At 42.4% G+C, this 17,702-nt stretch carries 14 protein-coding genes; all 14 read right to left on the bottom strand.

The annotated features are described in order from the left end of the window. Nucleotides 1-45: 45 nt before the first annotated feature. Complete coding sequence (locus K6V26_RS28215) at nt 46-549, bottom strand: DoxX family membrane protein (protein WP_046147904.1); 504 nt, start codon at nt 547-549, stop codon at nt 46-48. 22 nt (nt 550-571) lie between these two features. Next, nucleotides 572-2,110, bottom strand: coding sequence for a Gfo/Idh/MocA family protein (locus K6V26_RS28210; protein ID WP_224264382.1), 1,539 nt, complete (start codon nt 2,108-2,110; stop codon nt 572-574). Between the two features lie 152 nt (nt 2,111-2,262). After that, nucleotides 2,263-4,008 carry a RagB/SusD family nutrient uptake outer membrane protein gene (locus K6V26_RS28205; protein WP_224264381.1) on the bottom strand — a complete coding sequence of 582 codons (1,746 nt, stop codon included), beginning with the start codon at nt 4,006-4,008 and terminating at the stop codon, nt 2,263-2,265. A gap of 12 nt (nt 4,009-4,020) precedes the next feature. Continuing rightward, entirely contained in the window at nt 4,021-6,123 is a 2,103-nt protein-coding gene (locus K6V26_RS28625) for a SusC/RagA family TonB-linked outer membrane protein (protein ID WP_262905158.1), read from the bottom strand. After that, a complete protein-coding gene (locus K6V26_RS28620) occupies nt 6,090-7,478 on the bottom strand; it encodes a SusC/RagA family TonB-linked outer membrane protein (protein WP_262905157.1) in 1,389 nt (462 codons plus the stop codon). The genes K6V26_RS28625 and K6V26_RS28620 overlap by 34 nt, the downstream gene beginning before the upstream one ends. A gap of 192 nt (nt 7,479-7,670) precedes the next feature. Beyond that, nucleotides 7,671-8,759, bottom strand: a complete 1,089-nt coding sequence (locus K6V26_RS28195; RefSeq protein ID WP_007654261.1) for a FecR family protein — start codon at nt 8,757-8,759, stop codon at nt 7,671-7,673. 95 nt (nt 8,760-8,854) lie between these two features. Further along, a complete protein-coding gene (locus K6V26_RS28190; protein WP_007654267.1) occupies nt 8,855-9,448 on the bottom strand; it encodes an RNA polymerase sigma factor in 594 nt (197 codons plus the stop codon). Nucleotides 9,449-9,605: 157 nt separating this feature from the next. Then, the gene (murQ, locus tag K6V26_RS28185; protein WP_010800518.1) at nt 9,606-10,427 is read right to left on the bottom strand and encodes an N-acetylmuramic acid 6-phosphate etherase; all 822 of its coding nucleotides are present in this window, start codon (nt 10,425-10,427) and stop codon (nt 9,606-9,608) included. A 69-nt stretch (nt 10,428-10,496) separates the two neighbouring features. Further along, complete coding sequence (locus K6V26_RS28180; RefSeq protein ID WP_224264380.1) at nt 10,497-11,777, bottom strand: acetylxylan esterase; 1,281 nt, start codon at nt 11,775-11,777, stop codon at nt 10,497-10,499. A 62-nt stretch (nt 11,778-11,839) separates the two neighbouring features. After that, nucleotides 11,840-12,682: a hypothetical protein gene (locus K6V26_RS28175; RefSeq protein WP_010800519.1), complete on the bottom strand. Its 843-nt coding sequence runs from the start codon at nt 12,680-12,682 to the stop codon at nt 11,840-11,842. 19 nt (nt 12,683-12,701) lie between these two features. Beyond that, complete coding sequence (locus tag K6V26_RS28170; RefSeq protein ID WP_007654276.1) at nt 12,702-14,000, bottom strand: MFS transporter; 1,299 nt, start codon at nt 13,998-14,000, stop codon at nt 12,702-12,704. Continuing rightward, nucleotides 13,997-14,959, bottom strand: a complete 963-nt coding sequence (locus K6V26_RS28165) for a DUF4922 domain-containing protein (protein ID WP_224264379.1) — start codon at nt 14,957-14,959, stop codon at nt 13,997-13,999. Before K6V26_RS28165 ends, K6V26_RS28170 begins: the two co-directional genes overlap by 4 nt. A gap of 1 nt (nt 14,960) precedes the next feature. Further along, on the bottom strand, nt 14,961-16,433 hold the full coding sequence (locus K6V26_RS28160) for a glycosyltransferase family 2 protein (RefSeq protein ID WP_224264378.1): 1,473 nt from the start codon (nt 16,431-16,433) through the stop codon (nt 14,961-14,963). A gap of 41 nt (nt 16,434-16,474) precedes the next feature. Next, a complete protein-coding gene (locus K6V26_RS28155) occupies nt 16,475-17,701 on the bottom strand; it encodes a J domain-containing protein (RefSeq protein WP_224264377.1) in 1,227 nt (408 codons plus the stop codon). Nucleotide 17,702: the final 1 nt, after the last annotated feature.

Raw genomic sequence — 17,702 nt, 5'->3', positions numbered from 1 at the left:
ATATCGATGTACCTTGCTCTTCATTCTTGTTTGAATTTAGAATTATTACAACCTCCTTGCCTCCTGTTTGAATCTGAACCGCCGGACAAAATAATCAAGTCCTGTGATATGGCTGGAAGGGAACCAGCAAAGCAGAAACAAAGCAGCCATTTCGATCAGATTCTTATTTACGACCCAATAACTTCCCTCTACATGAACATTTACTCCCAAGCTTGCAAACGGGGGATAAGCCAGATAATAGAATAACAGTAGTACGATCCCGAATATCTTACAATATCTGGAACATATTCCCAGAAACAATCCCAACCCCAGCAGAATCAGCCCCCATTCATTCATCAAATCCACACAACGCAGTACGGTTTCCGACTCAGTCATGCTTTTAAACAAGGGAGCAAACGGACCTGTCGTATTTTGTAAATAGGCTTTGGCAGTCCAGCCCGGAGTATAAAATTTGATCAATCCTTCATACAAAAAATGCCAGCCGATCAATACACGTAACAACGTAAGAGCCCATAACTGGCCTGTTGAATATTTTATTTCTTTTTCCATGATATATCGATTGATAATAAGTTTATTCGATTATGACTTTCTCATTCACTTTATCCCAATGAACAGGTCGCCGGTGTTCATAAGCCAGATTTGCCAGATTAAAAGTGACCGCCTCTTCGAACCCGACATCGATCCCACAACTGGTAGTTCCGAATCCTCGAATAGCATCGATCCATTCTTTCAGATGCAGGAAAGTGGCGTCAATGACTTTCCCGTCGATATAGGTCGGACCATAACCACTTTTCAGGTAAGTCTTGGCCGTGGCCGAAGATATTGCGTCCACATCAGCACACGGTTCGTAATAATACATGGGATCGTCTGAGCTTATCGCATGTTCTTTGTATCGCTCCGAGTAAGTATCCTTATACATCATAATCGCATTATCTATATCCATTGTCACCTCCGAGCCCAAAATATGGGACTGACGATAAATTCCACTTTTCAGCGTACTGTCATATGTCATGGTGAGTCCCCTTTCCGGATAGGTAAAGATTGCACTGAACAAATCCGGCATATCTCCGTGTCCTTTATAATAATATTGTCCGCCTAAAGCTACGACAGTATCCGGTATCCCCAGTTCCAACACCTGATTAACACAATCATATTTATGGGTAAAATCATTTCCGGTAACTCCGGTCCCGTAATCACTATATCGCTGCCAGTTAAAATATCGCTTCGGGTCAAACTCAACCCAGGGAGCTTTACCCAGAAATTCTTCCCAATTAATTGTATCCGGATTACCCAAATGGTCAAATTCCCTTGTCCGTATCCAGGCACCATTCAGATCATTCTTGTTGGTATATGTCTGCACCAATGAAACGACTCCTAATGCACCTTTTCTATACAGTTCATTAGCTATCTTGAAACTCATTTGCTGACGATTTTCGTGTCCTAACTGGAAAATAACACCTGTCGATTTAATCACTTCCCTTAACTCCAAAGCCTCCTCAATGGTGTGTGTCATCGGTTTTTCCAGATAGACATGCTTTCCCGCTTTTGCAGCATCTATAGCAATCCGGGCATGCGTATGGTCAGGAGTAGCAATAATTACAGCATCTATTTCATCACTGGCTATCATCTCCCGGTAAGTAGGAAATACTTTAGCCGGCCTATGTTCTCTTTTATCACCTCCCCGCCGTACTTTATTCAATGATATCTCATATCCTCTTTTCGCATGAGCATCGAAAGTATCACAAACTCCGGCAAAATCGACGTACAAGTCCTCCTCATCCAACAGATCCTGAAGCCTTTTGGTATACTTACCATTAATCGTATTTTCTTCCACATACTTCGAAGAGACAAAACCCAGAGAATTCAACAGTTGATCACCACGCCAACCATTACCGATCACACCAAACCGAACAACATTACTGTTATTTCCCGTAGGAGGTCTTAACTTATCTTCCGGAGCAGACAGATGGTCTATTTTCAAGGTAGAGAGATAATCGTTCTGTATCCTTTCCAGTTCTGTTGTAATATTACCTTTTGCTCCAACTGCAAAATAACCCAAAAAGGGAACCGCAGCCATACCTTTCAAAAAATCTCTTCGATTAGTTTTCATGGTCTCATTCTATTTTCTAAATTAGATAATCTTTATTATTTTCCGGCCATAGTGATTCCGGATAAACTATGTTCCGGTCCCCTCACAACGGGACCGGCGACATAGCTTCCCCAATATATCAGCGTATCACCCTAATAGATTTATTATAAGCCTCAGTTAGTCTGCCAGCCCGGATTCTGCTTCAAATTCGGATTTAATACGATCTGAGATTCTGGGATCGGATTCAGATAATCTCTCTTCAGATCAAACCTGTATCCGTCAGGAAGCGACCCTTTGAACGGATCGAGATATCCCTTTTCATCAACCGGATAAAAATCCGTGAACTGATTAGCCTTAGCACCTTTTGGTCTTTTACCAACAATCAGCTCCTCCGCGGCAGCCCAACGGGCTATATCATCCCACCGGAAACCTTCGGAAGCCAGTTCCACACGCCGTTCTCTCCTGATTTCATTGATAACAGGAGAAAGGGAAGGAAAGTCCCATTCCGGGTCAGATACAATTTCCGATATAATTAAATTAGGCATCCCTACCCGGTCACGGAGTTTTTTAACGGATATATCAATGTCATTCTGTGTAAGTTCACCAAGTTCTGCTTTGGCTTCCGCATAGTTCAGTAACACTTCCGCATAACGATATACAACAGAAGGAGTTTCTTCATAATTCAAACTATGATATTCCATTCTCGGATCATATCCTTTACGCAATACATGACCGGAAGGTGCATTAAACTTCGTATTCGTATTGACCTGGTCATATACGTCTTTCCAGTAAGTCGTACTTGTCTCGTCAATCATCCAGGGAGCCTCCGGCGTAAATATAGTCTGTTTAAACCGGGGGTCACGATCCTGCATTTCATCCATCAATGTATTATCTCCTTGATACAAAGGACTTACTTTGATCGGTTTCCCATCTTTACACAGATAAGCATCCGCCAGATCTTTCGTTATCGATTTATCATTAGGATATTCCAACTGATAGTTCTTATTGTTATTGATATTTAAAGCCGTCGAGAACTTTTTCCACAACAGAACCTCCGGATTGGACGAATAATCCCGTTGAGCGAACAAATCATTATAATCCTTCTCCGGGTTCCCTGTCGAATAGATTTCAAATAATCCTGAATTCATAACCAGGGTAGCTGCTTCAACCGCTTTTCTCAGATATTTCTCCGGATTGGATTCCTGTGCCTTGAAGTCGTCATTCGCATGATATTTCTCCCAGGTTCCTTCATACAGGGCTACTCTGGATTGAACTGCCAACGCCATCCATTTATTGATGCGTGACACACCATCGGTTTTCAGGTCAGACATCAGGAAAGCCGCAGAATCAAGATCCTGAATAATACGGTCGGCAACCTGATTGCGAGGTGTACGGGGTTCATACAATTCCGGGGAATCCGTATTCAACGTCTTTGTTATTACCGGCACATCCCCGAATGTCTGTAACAACTGGAAATAAATCAACGCACGGAAGAAATAAGCCTCTCCCACATACTGTTTGTAGCTATTGAAATCGCTTTCACATTTATGGTAATTATCAAAAAAGTAATTTACAGATCTTACTTCCGAAAAATCCCAACGGACACGCCCTTCATAACCGACCGTACGACTTCCCATCAAACGGGGATCTATCAGGCTGCCGATGATCATATTATCACTATTGAAATCATCACCTCCACCCCGATATTTGGTTCCCAGTACCGGTCCATAATACACAGGCAATAATGCATTCGTATAAAACTGGTTCACATAAATCTCCATATCAGACGGTTGCTTGAAAAAATCGGCAGAAGAGACCTCGTCCAAAGGATGTTTCTCCAACAAATCATCATTACATGCCGTAAAAGCCAAAGCAACCAGCAAAGAGAAAAATATAATTGTCAATTTATTCTGTTTCATAACTCTGTAGATTTAAAAGGTTAGATTAATTCCGAATGAATAGTTTCTCGATATCGGATAGATGGCACCTGCATTTTCTTTATTTCCTCCTCCCAAAGTCGGATCGGATGCAACCGTTGTCTCCGGCTCCAGAGAATCGGGTAACTTTGTTATTGTCAGCAGATTTTCTCCGGATACATAGATACGTATTCGCTGCAAGAACAATTTTCTGGAAATATGTTTCGGAACCGTATAACCTAATTGAAGATTCTTCAGACGTAAATAACTGGCATTAAGCACATATCTTGACTGAGGCAAACGATTTTTCTCCAACTCATATGTAAAATAAGGCTTCGGAAAATAAGCATCGGTATTAGGTCCCAATGCACTTTGCTCATCAGCCGGACGCCAATAGTCCAAAGCCGGACTGTTACTGAACAATGCAGATTCTGATCCGGGCGTTCCGCCTATCACAACTCCGTAAAACCGGTTCAAGCTTACATTTGCCAGATAATCCCGTTTACCGATGCCTTGCCAAAACATATTGAAATCAAAATCTTTCCATGTCAAACCGGCCGTAATACCATAATTGAAACGGGGGGTATGGTTACCGATCACTTTCAGGTCGCCATGATCATTCAATGTCCTTGCACCGTCATCCAGAATATTATTACCGTCCAGGTCTTTATATTTCATATCACCAGGCCCCCAGGTATTGTAATATTTGGACTGGTCGGGCATCGGTTCACCTTCCGATTGTATGATACCGTCTGTTACAAATCCCCATATCTCTCCTACTTTTTTACCTTCATACCAGTCATCGATACGTCCGCTGTCATTTTTGTATTTAAGGATCGTAGAACGGCTGTCTCCCAAGCTGAAAGCGACATTATAAGACAAGTCCGAAGTGATATGGTCACGCCAACTTACTGTCAGTTCAAAACCTTTGGTAGACAACTTGGCATTATTACTGTAAGGAATACTTGTTCCCAATACGGCAGGAACACTTTCAGCCGGTCCGAACATATCGCTGGTCACCCTGTTATACCAATCAAAAACAACTCCAAGACGATTATTGAGGAAACCCATATCTGCACCAATGTTCAATGTAGTCACAGTCTCCCAGGTCAAGTCATTTGGAACAATACCGGGAACTGTTGCATATATAGGCAACGAGTTTCCGATTATATGCGGTAAATCCCTATTAACAGGAACTGTGGAAAGATACAGATAGTTAGCGACATTCTGGTTGCCCAATGAACCGTATGAAGCACGTAACTTCAAAGAATTCATATAAGGTTCCACCGGATTCCAGAAATCTTCTTTCGAAATATTATATCCGACTGAAACGGAAGGGAAAAAGCCCCATCTCGAATTCTTTGCAAAACGGGAAGAGCCATTATAACGTGCACTGAATTCAAACAGATATTTCTCTTTATAATTATAATTAACACGTCCGAAATAACCTTCTGTCGCCCAATGCGTGATTTCATCCGACAAGGTCACATTACCTAATGCCGTATTGATCGAAGGTACTTCTTCCGTGATCAATTGCATCTTTGAACCGTACAAACCACGGAAATAACTCGTTTCCCTTTCATATCCGAATAATACTTTGAAATAATGGTCTTTCCATGTCTTCTCATACGAAGTGATCCCGTTGGCAAGCGTATAATAGGAATAAGCCAGTTGTTCCACAGAACCACTTTCCGGAGCACCGATATTTCCGATCGAACCATTCGGGTTCTGAACCTGAACCGGCTTGGGGTTCTGTATATTGGAACTGCCACCATAATTATAGTTATATGAAATACTGGTCTTCCATCCTGCTATCGGTTCGATCTCACCACGAAGCGTCAATCCCAGATCATGATTTTCCTTACGTTCACGTCCGTTACTCTGCAAAGCACGGACCAACGGGTTACTGATCGTACCATCTTCATTATACATAGGCATTAGTGGTCCGAAAGACAGGAAAGAACGTAAAATATACCCCTGAGACTGTCCTACAATACCTAACGGACGATCTATCTCTGAACGGGAATATTTGGAACTGAAATCAAAACGCAGCCATTTCTTGATTTCCGAAGATATATTGGCCATCACATTATAACGCTGGTATTTATCATCCCCCATTTATATAGACCACCCTGATCCAGATATCCGGCAGAAACATAATATTGCGTTTTCTCCCCTCCGCCTTCTATATTGATATTGTGCTTTTGCGAAAAAGCCGATTTCTTATAATACATCGAAGGCCAGTCATAATTCGCATTACCTTCCCATCTACCTCTCCAGATACTTGCAGGCGGACTCTCCAGATTATATTCCGGCTTATACGTCCCGGCCATATAATCTTTCACACGCTGCACCTGCGCATCCGGATAGATCGGAGCCAATCCGGAGTTTGCCTGTATCTGGTTATATGCCGTAACCCAAGTCAAAGCATCCACAAAATGCGGAATATTCAACGGAGAAGCAAAAGACAGGTTATTATTATACTGTATATGCATTTCCTGATTCTTTTTCCCTCTCTTAGTCGTTACCAATATAACCCCGAAAGGCGCACGCGAACCATATATCGCTGAAGCCGAAGCATCTTTCAGAACAGATATACTTTCAATAGACTCCGGATCCACAGTGTCAATATTAGTTTCCACTCCATCGACCAGAACCAACGGAGACTGGTTACCTGCCAATGAACCGGTACCACGGATATTCCATGTCCGTGCAGCACCTGGTTCACCACCCAGACTATTCATACTGATATTCAGGTTAGGAGAAGCTCCCTGGATCAACTGGGACATGGTTGGAGCCGAACGGTTTGCCAATACCTCTTCCGTGATTACATCGACAGAGCCGGTTAAATTCACTTTTTTCTGCGTGCCATATCCGACAACCACGACTTCATCCAGACTTTTAGAATCTTCCTGTAGCGTAATATTAAGCTGGCGGTTGCCTTTTACCGGGATTTCCTGCGTAATATAACCGATATAAGAGACCAGCAAAACAGCATTGTCCTGTACTGCCAAAGTAAATTTTCCATCCAGATCGGTAACAGTCCCATTTGTCGTACCTTTTTCCACCACATTAGCACCGATAACCGGCAATTTATGTTCATCCAATACAAGTCCTGTTATCTGCTTTTTTTCCACAACAGCCTGAGGCAGCCGGACTTCAGGATCCTGTTTCTTCTTATAAAAAATGACTTGACGATCTACAATTTTATAATCAGCCCCGGATCCTTCCAGCAGGTTATCCAGAATCTCATTTATAGAACCGTGAGACTTTTCCACATGGACTTTTTTAGACAAGTCAATCGCATTGTCATTATAAAAGAAAATAAATTCGGTTTTTCCTTCAATTTCGCTGAATACTTCTTGCAGGGTTTTATTTCCTGAAGACAGATGGATTTCCGTAACCTGGGCATACGTTGCTTCGTTCGCCCAACCATATGTTACAAACAGCAGGAGTAACAAAGTAATTCTCATAATATGAAGTACTTTCCGAAATTCTTTACAAGAATTCCGGGGATTTGTGATTAATTTCATACCTTTGTATATGTTTTTAGATTAAAAAATGTTTTTAGTAAAGCTTTTTTAATTTGAACTTAACCGGAAAGTAGGACCAGTACTTTCCGGTTTTCTTTTTTATGTCTTTTCTATCCCATGGTATTCCGTTTTTTATTGTTTAACACTAATCTTTATTACATCACCTTCTTTATCATATTCTATCGGCGCCGTGATAGATATAATCCGGAAAGTTTCCCTGATATCCGACTTTAAATCCAGTTTTCCGCTTACCGTCACTTTACTGATTTCCGCAGGATCAAAAGTCAGGACTACATTATAATATCTTTCTATTTTCTTCAGGACATCAGCCAACGATTCATTATGAAAAATAAGGAAACCGTCTTTCCAACAGATATATTCATATATATCCGCATCCTCTATCCGAGTCGCAAAAGTACTCTTCTCCAAAGTATAGAGTTGATTAGGCTTAATGGTTGTCGTATTCTTTTTATTAGCCACTTTAACCGCAACAGAACCTGTCGCCAAAGCGACGAACTGTTGTTTGTCATTTTTATAGGCAGATACATTAAATGATGTTCCCAGAACATTCACTTCCATCATATCCGTTTTTACCACAAACGGATGCTTTTCATTACGTGCTACCTCCAGATAAATTTCACCTTCCACATATATCTCCCGTCTGTCGGACGCAAATACTGCCGGATAAACCAGTTTCGTTCCGGAATTTGCCCAAATAGCGGAACCATCGCTCAATGTCACACGGGTTGTTTTTCCATGCGGAACGATCAGTTGGTTGTATTCACGCCTCGATGGTTCCGGCAAATCTATCTGCTTCTGATTCACACGCATATTCCCATCCTCATCATGGGATACTTGTACATCTTTGTCTTCAAACTCTATTTTATCTTTATCGCCTAAAATCACCATCACATTATTCGAGGCATCATCCGGTAATTGAGTATTGGAAAGAATGCTGTTATAATCGATCTCTTCCCGGGGAGATAAACCGGTATATATATAATAGGTAGCAATACACAATATTGCTACAACAGCAACATAACGCAGGAACATAGAGAAAGAGACAGACATACGTTTCGGACGACGGATAGCAGATTCTATTTTTGTCCACAATTCAGCTTTAGCTTCTGAAGAAAGTCCTTCATCAACCACTCTGATCTTCCGTTTCAATAACCGAAGATCTTCTTCCGAACTTTTTTTATTTTCTTCCGAGTTGTTCATCCTATTATAGTCTGTTATGTATTCATTAGGGAAACGAAAATGAGGCGCGTTTTGTACTCACTCAAAAGAGAAAAAATCAGAAATAAATTAAGCAATCAATTTAACGAGCTCAAAAACAAGATGATAAGAGTATCCATATTCAGACAACTTCTAATTTTTTCCATTGCACGGTGAACAATGTTACGGGCTGACTGATTATTAATTCCCAGCAACTGGGATATTTCATCATACGACATTTCCGCCTGAAAACGCAAATAAATCGCTTCTTTCTGACGATCAGACAAAAGACTGAGGACTTCTTCAAACCGGGCTTTTATACTTTCATCCGGTTCTTCATCCTCCTCCTGTCCAAATGCAAATTGTACATGGAAAGGTAATTCTTCCGGCGAAATATAGACCATCCGCTGGTTATGACGGATCATGTCTATCAATAAATTTTTCAATGAACTGAACAAGTAAAACAGAGGATTGGATAAAGCCGGAAGTTGTTGTCGGTTCTCATACAGTTTAATGAATAACTCCTGAATGCAGTCCTTCACTGACTCTTCATCGCTGACAAACTTTGTCCCATATCTGTATAATTTATCCGATGTCAATTCAAAGAGCGCAGAAAAGGCACTCTCCTCTCCATTACGGAAAAGTTCCCAAAGTGTAGTTTCATTTTTGAGGTCTTGCGAGTTTCGGACCATATGATATTTCTATTAATACGAACTATAAACACATAATAATGAAAAAAAAATACAGTCAAACCTTCCATCTTTATCTCACATCTCTAAGACAAAGATAAGAAAAGTATCGATAAATCCATTTTCTCTTGCTTTTGTTTCACACCCTCATACTATCATATCACAATTTCCCTGCACGATAAGCATCTATCGCTTCCTTTACGGATCCATGCATAAGCAGCAGATGGTAAGACTCAATGTAGCCAAGGTTTAGTTCGTTCATCAACATCCGTGTCCCACGGTCGATCAGTTTCTGGTTGGTAAGTTGCATATTTACCATCCGGTTGCCTTTTACACGTCCCAGTTGAATCATTACCGAAGTAGAGATCATGTTCAGGATCATCTTTTGCCCTGTTCCGGATTTCATTCGCGAACTACCGGTAACAAACTCCGGACCTACGATCATTTCAATGGCTACATCTGCCTCCGCTGCCATCGGAGAATCCGGATTACTGGAAATGGAAGCTGTCAGGATTCCTTGCTCACGTGCCTTGCGCAAGGCTCCTATTACATAGGGAGTCGTCCCGGATGCGGCAATGCCGATTACTGTATCTTTTGTTGTGATATGGTGCTCCTGCAATTCCTCCCAACCGCGATTCAGATCATCTTCCGCATTTTCTACCGGATTACGAAGCGCTTTGTCTCCACCCGCAATCAGTCCGATCACCAGGGTTGGCGGCATTCCGAAAGTAGGGGGGATCTCCGAAGCATCGAGTACGCCCAGACGTCCACTTGTGCCGGCACCCAGATAAAAGATACGTCCCCCTTGTTTCATCCGGGGGACGATCTGTAATACAAGTTCTTCAACCTTAGGTATCGTTTTCCGGACTGCTGACGCAACTTTCTGGTCTTCCGTATTTATATCGTCCAGTAATTCGCGGACCGACTTGCTTTCCAGATTATTATATAATGAGTCTTGCTCTGTTATCTTAGTAAACGACATATTAATATGTATTATGTATGTTGCTAAACAGATACAAAACTAACAAAATTTATGTCTGCGAACCTCTTCTTACTTATACATTTCTTTCAACCATTGGAACCGTGCCATATTTTGTTCCGGATAAGTCCAGTGACCGGTTTCCAGATAAAGATGCAGTTCTTTTGCTCCCGGAATGACATTATAAGCGGAATACATGGAAGTTGGAGGACAAGTCACATCATTATATCCCCAGCTATACCACCCCGGTGCATTTACACGACGGGCAAAATTAACCACATCAAAATAAGCTAATGTCTCCACCTCATTCGGACCAGGTTTTGCATTCCGGTAATAATGAGGCCAGCCACCGGCACGCTGGTGTAAATAACCGGCATAATCACATAAGGCCGGATAGAATGCTGCCAGAAACTTAATACGCGGATCCAATCCTGCCGTAACGATAGAAAGCGCTCCTCCCTGACTACCACCGGTTACACCGACAGTCGAACCGTCAAATTCAGGTAAAGAGAAAATAAAATCCACCGCTCTCACACAACCGAGATACACCCGTTTGTAATAATGGGTGTCACGATCATTCTTATTGATCCCGGGATAGCCGTTCAAAGCACCGGATGCCAGATTGTTATATACTTCTTGTGGCATATTTACCGGAATCCCATGAATTCCGATCTCTAATGTGATAACATCATCCCCTAAATTCATGCCGTTATACGGACGGATACCGGCACCCGGAACCTGGAGTATAGCCGGATATACCCCTTCCTTTTTGGGGACAACCAGAATACCATACATACGGGAACCCGGACGCTCATTCTGAAAACTGACATGATAAACGTTTTGCGTAGACGTACATCTTTCCGGCATCAACACCATTTTAGGGTCCAGAGACGTTTTACGGACATCTTCAATCGCCTGCTTCCAGAAACTGTCGAAATCTTTCGGATCAGCGGTTGTCGGCCGGATTCTTTCTTCGTCTACGGCAACCGTGGCCATTCCTTCATAATTGCGACCATCTACTTTTGCTATGACCTTACAACGCAAAAAACCAGGTTCATTCATAGAGCCTTTTAATGTTGTTTTACCATTTTTCAAAAGTACATCCGCTTCCTTCTTTACGGGGAAATACTCCGGTCCCACTTCATAATCAACCACCACGTCTTTCAGGAGATTTTCATTCCTAAAGACCTGAACGGTAAAAGTAACTTCCTCCTTTTGTTTATATTTCCAGTCTGTCCGATCCGGAGATACCACCACATTGACCAATTTCTGAGCCGGCTGAGCCTCCAGCCTTAACGAACTTCCTACCAGCAATACCAGAAGGAAGCAGAATGAGAATAACACTTTTTTCATCTTGAGAATTTATTAAATATAAGATTACAAACACAACAAAGATAAATACGATCTATCAGATATCAAAACGTTGATTGACCATGATATGCAATCAGTCCTTCCATCGGACTTCGGGCGATCGTCCCCAAACGGATTCCCAAATCAAACGCGATCTCCTTCAATATATCCTGATAATACCAGGCTACCGAACCTACCAGGTGGACAGGCAGTTCAAAATAATCGTACTGTTTCACATTCCGGGTAAAAAAAGCCAGAAAACTACGGGTAACCAACTCCCAGATAGCCGGTTCATCCAGATGCTCCCGTATAAAAGGAGAAAATCCTGCCAGAAAACGGTTAGGGAAAGGCTGCCGGTAAACCTTGTCCATAATCAGGGCCGGGGTCAACTCATATTGTGTCAGAAACTGATCTTTCAGGGCCGGAGACAACTGGTCTTTCAAGACATCACCAATCAATAATTTTCCCAATACCGCACCACTCCCCTCATCGCCCAGGATAAATCCCAGAGGAGAGACATTCTTTACAATCTCCCTGCCATCATAATAACAAGAGTTGGAACCGGTTCCCATAATGCAGGCAATCCCCGGCTGATCTCCGCACAGGGCACGGGCAGCCGCAAGCAAGTCGCTCCCTACCTCAACCGGAACAGACAGATACCGGTTGACGGCCCGCCTGATCATATTATTCTTCTCCGGGAAAGCACATCCTGCTCCGTAAAAATAAATAGCTGAAGGTTCGAAATCTTTTAGAGAAGGTAACAGGCCGGCTTCTATCTCCTTCCCGATTTCCTCTTCTGTCTGAAAAAAAGGATTCATGCCCCGTGTTTTGAAACGGAGGATAAATTCACCATTCTCCACTACACACCAATCAGTCTTCGTGGACCCACTATCAGCTATCAATATCATATTTCACTTTATTATAAAATCAATCAATACGTCTGTCTTTTTTGCCAAATGCAGGATCTATCTTCAGGAAAGCCGTCACTGCCAAAGTGATCAGGCAGCATCCCATCACCCACCAGAAAAAGTGCTCATATCCCAACTGCTCCTGCAACCATCCGGCAATCATTCCCGGCAGCATCATACCTAAAGCCATAAATGCCGTACAGATGGCATAATGAGCCGTCTTATGTTCACCCTCTGAGAAATAAATAAGGAACAGCATATAAGCCGTAAAGCCGAATCCATACCCAAACTGCTCAATAAAGACACATACATTTATGATAAGCAGATTCTCCGGCAGGGCACTGCTCAGGTAAATAAAGACCAGATCCGGCAAAGTAATTGCCAGCGCCATCGGCCAAAGCCATTTCTTCAGTCCGCCTTGTGCCGCAACAATTCCACCGATGATCCCGCCTAAGGTCAGTCCGATAATCCCGATCGTACCATAAACAAAACCGATCTCTGCCGTTGATAATCCGAGTCCTCCAACATCACGCGGATCAATCAGGAAAGGAGTGACCAGTTTTACCAGCTGTGCTTCCGGGAAACGGTATAACAGCATAAACAGGATCGCAATCAAGGCCTGTTTCTTCTTAAAAAACGAAACAAATGTAGCAAAGAATTCTTTAAACAGGGTAGAAGCCGTCACAGCGACAGCCGGTCTGTCCGATTCGGGTGTCGGCAATATATATTTATGATACAGGCATAGCCCGATAAACAAACCTGCCAGGATCAAAAATGTAACCGACCAGGCCAGCGGTATCTTTCCGGTACTTTCTTCCAAAGCACCAGCCAGCATCACCAACAGACCTTGTCCGGCAATAGTTGCGATACGGTAAAATGTACTTCGTATCCCGACATAAAAAGCCTGGTCATGCGAATCCAGCGCTAACATATAGAAACCGTCAGCCGCAATATCATGCGTCGCAGAACTAAACGCCACCAACCAGAATATAGCCAAAGTCAGCTGAAAAGAATAATCCATCGGAATAGTAAAAGCAATACCCGCCAGTCCTGCACCTATCAGAAACTGCATGGTAACCACCCACCAGCGCTTCGTCTTCAGTAAATCGACGAAAGGACTCCAGAAGGGTTTGATCACCCAGGGAAGATAAAGCCAACTGGTATAGAGGGCTATATCTGTATTACTGATCCCCAAACGTTTATACATGATGACAGAGATCGTCATCACTGCCACATAAGGGAGGGCCTCTGCAAAATAAAGCGTAGGTATCCAGCTCCATGGAGACGCTATTGTGGATTTTCCGGTTAATAGTTTCATTTTCGCGAGCTAGATTGTATCATTTTACGTACTATTTCATTCTTCTCTTCTTCCGAAATGCTTACTTCCCGCAAAATAGTTTCAAGATCTTCAGACGTCACCTTATCAAAATCCTTCTCTAAAGGAGTGATAAAAAGACCGGCCATCTCAACCGTTGCCGGACTGATCAGGATATTGGCATCCCCTTCTGCATAAAAACAGGACGGACGCAATTCCTTACGAGGGAATATACAGGATATCCAGTTATCCTCATCCTTCCAAGTAACCACATTCATCATCGGTTCAGAATCTCCTTCTTTTATTTCCAGTTGTGCGTATAATTGTTTAAAAGCATAGTCGGCTTCGCGCAAATCACTGGAGATCAGCAGAAATGCAGACGCCATAAAATCGTAAAGTACATAAAGAACCGTATTACGCCCCTCCCATACTACACCCTTGGAAGCCTTTTTATAGTTCATTTCAATCGGCAAATTTCCCCGTTCCATTGCCTGGAAATGCATATGATCCGGTGCAGAGGCTCCACATTTCGGACCATTGTAAAAGACGGCATAATCCTGAAGATCGTGTGCCAACCACAGCATATCCTCATAATAAGGAAGAATTTGCTGATCTTCATGCCACTTCAATGGTATCGTCAGATGTCCGCTGGAGATTGGATAAGGATTAACCAGTATATCGAAAGCATCATTGTAATCAATACCATATTGTTCTTCCGGCCGGTGACAGAAAAAACACGGTCGTGCTTGCAAAGAAGCAGTGTCTGTTTTAGCAGCAGAGGAACGGATACGCTCCGGATTGAACTGTAATATAACAGGGAAATCCTTTATATAAAGATACCGGGTCTTAAGGCTTGCCAAAGCATAGGTATTCGTGCGAACCAACTCCCAATCTCTTATCTGGTTATCGAGAAGATCTTCTACGCGTTCTCTCAACTCATTCATTTCAGACTTATCAATCATATCATTTTTGATTTAACGTTCTTCGGGTACCCAATTCAATGGCTCGGATACTGTCTTTATAGGCATTATGTTCGTTGGTTTTCCGGATATCCAATGCGGCATCGGTATTGTCCTCCCAACGGCGGCAGAGATAAAGGACATCGTAAATACGCCCGATCCGGTAAATACGCGATATAGCCAATCCTATGGCATAATCTTCGCCATAACTCACATTCGGCATTTTCAACTCGCGAAGAATCGGGGTATAGAAAGCACGGGGTGCTCCCAGTCCATTGATACGCAAAGCATTATTACGTCCATTCTCTTCCGTCCATTCCCGGTGGTCGATAATGCCGGGCGCTATTTCATTCAGGTCGAAATCAGTCATTTTATAGGTTCCGATCACCATTGCACAACTTTCCGCATAAAAAGCATCCACAATCTTTTGCAAAGTATCGGGACCGCTATACACATCATCACTGTCAAGCTGTACACAAAACTTACCGCACGAAGGATGCCCAGCCGCCTCATTCCAACAACCGCCGATTCCGAGATCGTCACGTTCGGGGATCAGGTGTATCAGACGTTTATCTTCTGCATACTGCTGAATAACCTCTGTTGTCCCGTCGGTCGAATGATTGTCGACAATGATCAGGTTGAAGTCAAAATTGGTCTGCTGCCTAAAAACAGAACGGATCGCATCCTCGATCGTACGGACGCGGTTGCGGACAGGGATGATCACAGATGCTTCGCAAGGGAAACCTTCCTTCTTAAACTTTACCTTCAAAGGCTTCTTCTTCAGAAAAGCACCCAAATATTTCAGATAGACAGTACAGGCCGATTCCATTTCCTCCTGCACCTCACGGTTCTTTGGATCCACATAATCAAACTGTTTCTCGCCACTTTTCCGATTATCTTCTTCTGTAAAAGAATAAAGATACTCCCGGATATGAACAATAGTCTCCGGCATAAATGAGGCATTGAGCTGGTAAAGATAGAAACCTGCATAGACATACTCCGGAAACATTTTTTTACGAGATTCGAAATAATAGTTCAATTCATCGTAATTAAGCAGCAATAACGGACCGAAATCAAAATCATCCCGTATGCTTCCCTCCTGATAATCGTTCAACGGGTGTTCCTGCCGAATACCGTTACATATTTTATAATGATCGGCATAAACGATTTTACAACATCTGTTTTCAGCGACAAAAAGCATCCGCTCCAGTCCGTTTTGTCCGAACTTCAAAGGAGTTGTACGGGTATAGAATAAAACATCCCGCCCGTCGGCATGTTCCCAAATAGTACGCAAAGTCTTTGTACCGGTCAGCGTATCGACCTGCAGGATTTCGCAACCGTCACAGGCTTCCGCCTGCAATGAATCAGAAGCTAAAAGATATATTTTATTAACCAGCCCGGTACTCCTGAGTTCGTCTACAGTCAGTTTCACCATGGCTGGAGAAACATAAGGCAAAAAACAATTTACTGTTTGCATAATAGCACTTTTAAGATTGTCGGGTAAAGATAACAAAAAGATTAATCCTCCTCCCAGTAAAAGTCATCATAAAGCTCTTCTTCTCTTTGCTTTTTCCGGTATTTTTTCAAAAAAGCTCTCATTCCCGTAAGCGTAGAAACGCTTTGCATATACTCTTCCACTGTTTGCAGCAGGTTTTTCTGCTGAGACAAAAGAATATCCAGGTGAATATCTATCTCTTTCAAAGGAACAGTTCTCAATTGCGTATAAGCATTTTCCACACCAGATAAAGGAGCCTGACAAATCAAGTAAAATTCTTCTTCCAAACGATTCAACTGTGCACGCAAAATCTTATTATAACGTTTCAAAACCTCATCCGTTTGCGATTGAGGTGTCTTTGCCGATTCTTCCTGCAACCAGTTAATCTGCATCATCAACAAGGAAGCCAAGTCTTTTTGTTTATATGCTTCCGTCAGTTGTTTCATCCGTTCTTCCTTCTGTGCACGCAATGTTTCATCTGTTTCCCGGTCCGGATGAAGTTCCTTCACCAGTTCCAGATATATTTCACGCATTGACTTTAAAGTTTGTTCCTCCTGCAATTTCTGATTCAATTCGGCTTTGGTCATTTTCCTTTCTCTGGACTGCGACGATTTCTGTTCCTCTCTGGCTGCACGCCTCTGTTGTTCTTTTTCTTCCGCCGCCTCCATTTTCTCCATCTCATTCTTCATTAAATCATTAAAAGCGTTGAGCAGTTCCTCTTCCGTCTTTGCGTTTTTCATTTTCTTATTGAGTTTAAAACCCATCATTTGGATAGCGAACAACGTATCCTGTACTGCTTCCATTTCCAGTTCTTCATGAGTCATTCCAGATAAGAGTTCCTCATATTTATGAACGAGGGGAACAATAACGGAGCGTTGCTCTTCATTCATATAGTCAGTCACTCCTTCGCTTTCAGCAGCAATAAGATCTATCAGCGTTTTCCGATCCGTTTTACTCAGTTTCCCTTCTTCATATATTCCATCCAGATAAATCAGATAATCATATTTCATTGCAGTCTCTTTCTCAAATAGAGATTTAGCATGCTCCTGATAGAAAGTTCTGATTTTTCGTTCCTTCTCAGGAATAAACGTGATCTCTGCCTTTAGTTCATTTATCTTCCTGTTCAGGCGATTGAACTCAGACTGGGCAGCGGTAAGTTTCGTTCTTCCTTTCTTTTTAATAACAGGAGTCAGGGACAAATCATCATTTGCCACATCCTGATCTTGAAATAGTTTTGCTTGTTTGTTCATA

The sequence above is a fragment of the Parabacteroides goldsteinii genome, assembly GCF_020091425.1.
In the GTDB taxonomy this organism is placed as follows: Bacteria; Bacteroidota; Bacteroidia; order Bacteroidales; family Tannerellaceae; genus Parabacteroides; species Parabacteroides goldsteinii.
Note: the sequence above shows the minus strand (reverse complement) of the source record. Positions and strands in the feature narration are given on the sequence as shown.

Coding starts and splice junctions, on each gene's coding strand:
- K6V26_RS28215 (WP_046147904.1), bottom strand. CDS start 549: ATGGAAAAAGAAATAAAATATTCAACAGGCCAGTTATGGGCTCTTACG.
- K6V26_RS28210 (WP_224264382.1), bottom strand. CDS start 2,110: ATGAAAACTAATCGAAGAGATTTTTTGAAAGGTATGGCTGCGGTTCCC.
- K6V26_RS28205 (WP_224264381.1), bottom strand. CDS start 4,008: ATGAAACAGAATAAATTGACAATTATATTTTTCTCTTTGCTGGTTGCT.
- K6V26_RS28625 (WP_262905158.1), bottom strand. CDS start 6,123: ATGGGGGATGATAAATACCAGCGTTATAATGTGATGGCCAATATATCT.
- K6V26_RS28620 (WP_262905157.1), bottom strand. CDS start 7,478: ATGAGAATTACTTTGTTACTCCTGCTGTTTGTAACATATGGTTGGGCG.
- K6V26_RS28195 (WP_007654261.1), bottom strand. CDS start 8,759: ATGAACAACTCGGAAGAAAATAAAAAAAGTTCGGAAGAAGATCTTCGG.
- K6V26_RS28190 (WP_007654267.1), bottom strand. CDS start 9,448: ATGGTCCGAAACTCGCAAGACCTCAAAAATGAAACTACACTTTGGGAA.
- murQ (WP_010800518.1), bottom strand. CDS start 10,427: ATGTCGTTTACTAAGATAACAGAGCAAGACTCATTATATAATAATCTG.
- K6V26_RS28180 (WP_224264380.1), bottom strand. CDS start 11,777: ATGAAAAAAGTGTTATTCTCATTCTGCTTCCTTCTGGTATTGCTGGTA.
- K6V26_RS28175 (WP_010800519.1), bottom strand. CDS start 12,682: ATGATATTGATAGCTGATAGTGGGTCCACGAAGACTGATTGGTGTGTA.
- K6V26_RS28170 (WP_007654276.1), bottom strand. CDS start 14,000: ATGAAACTATTAACCGGAAAATCCACAATAGCGTCTCCATGGAGCTGG.
- K6V26_RS28165 (WP_224264379.1), bottom strand. CDS start 14,959: ATGATTGATAAGTCTGAAATGAATGAGTTGAGAGAACGCGTAGAAGAT.
- K6V26_RS28160 (WP_224264378.1), bottom strand. CDS start 16,433: ATGCAAACAGTAAATTGTTTTTTGCCTTATGTTTCTCCAGCCATGGTG.
- K6V26_RS28155 (WP_224264377.1), bottom strand. CDS start 17,701: ATGAACAAACAAGCAAAACTATTTCAAGATCAGGATGTGGCAAATGAT.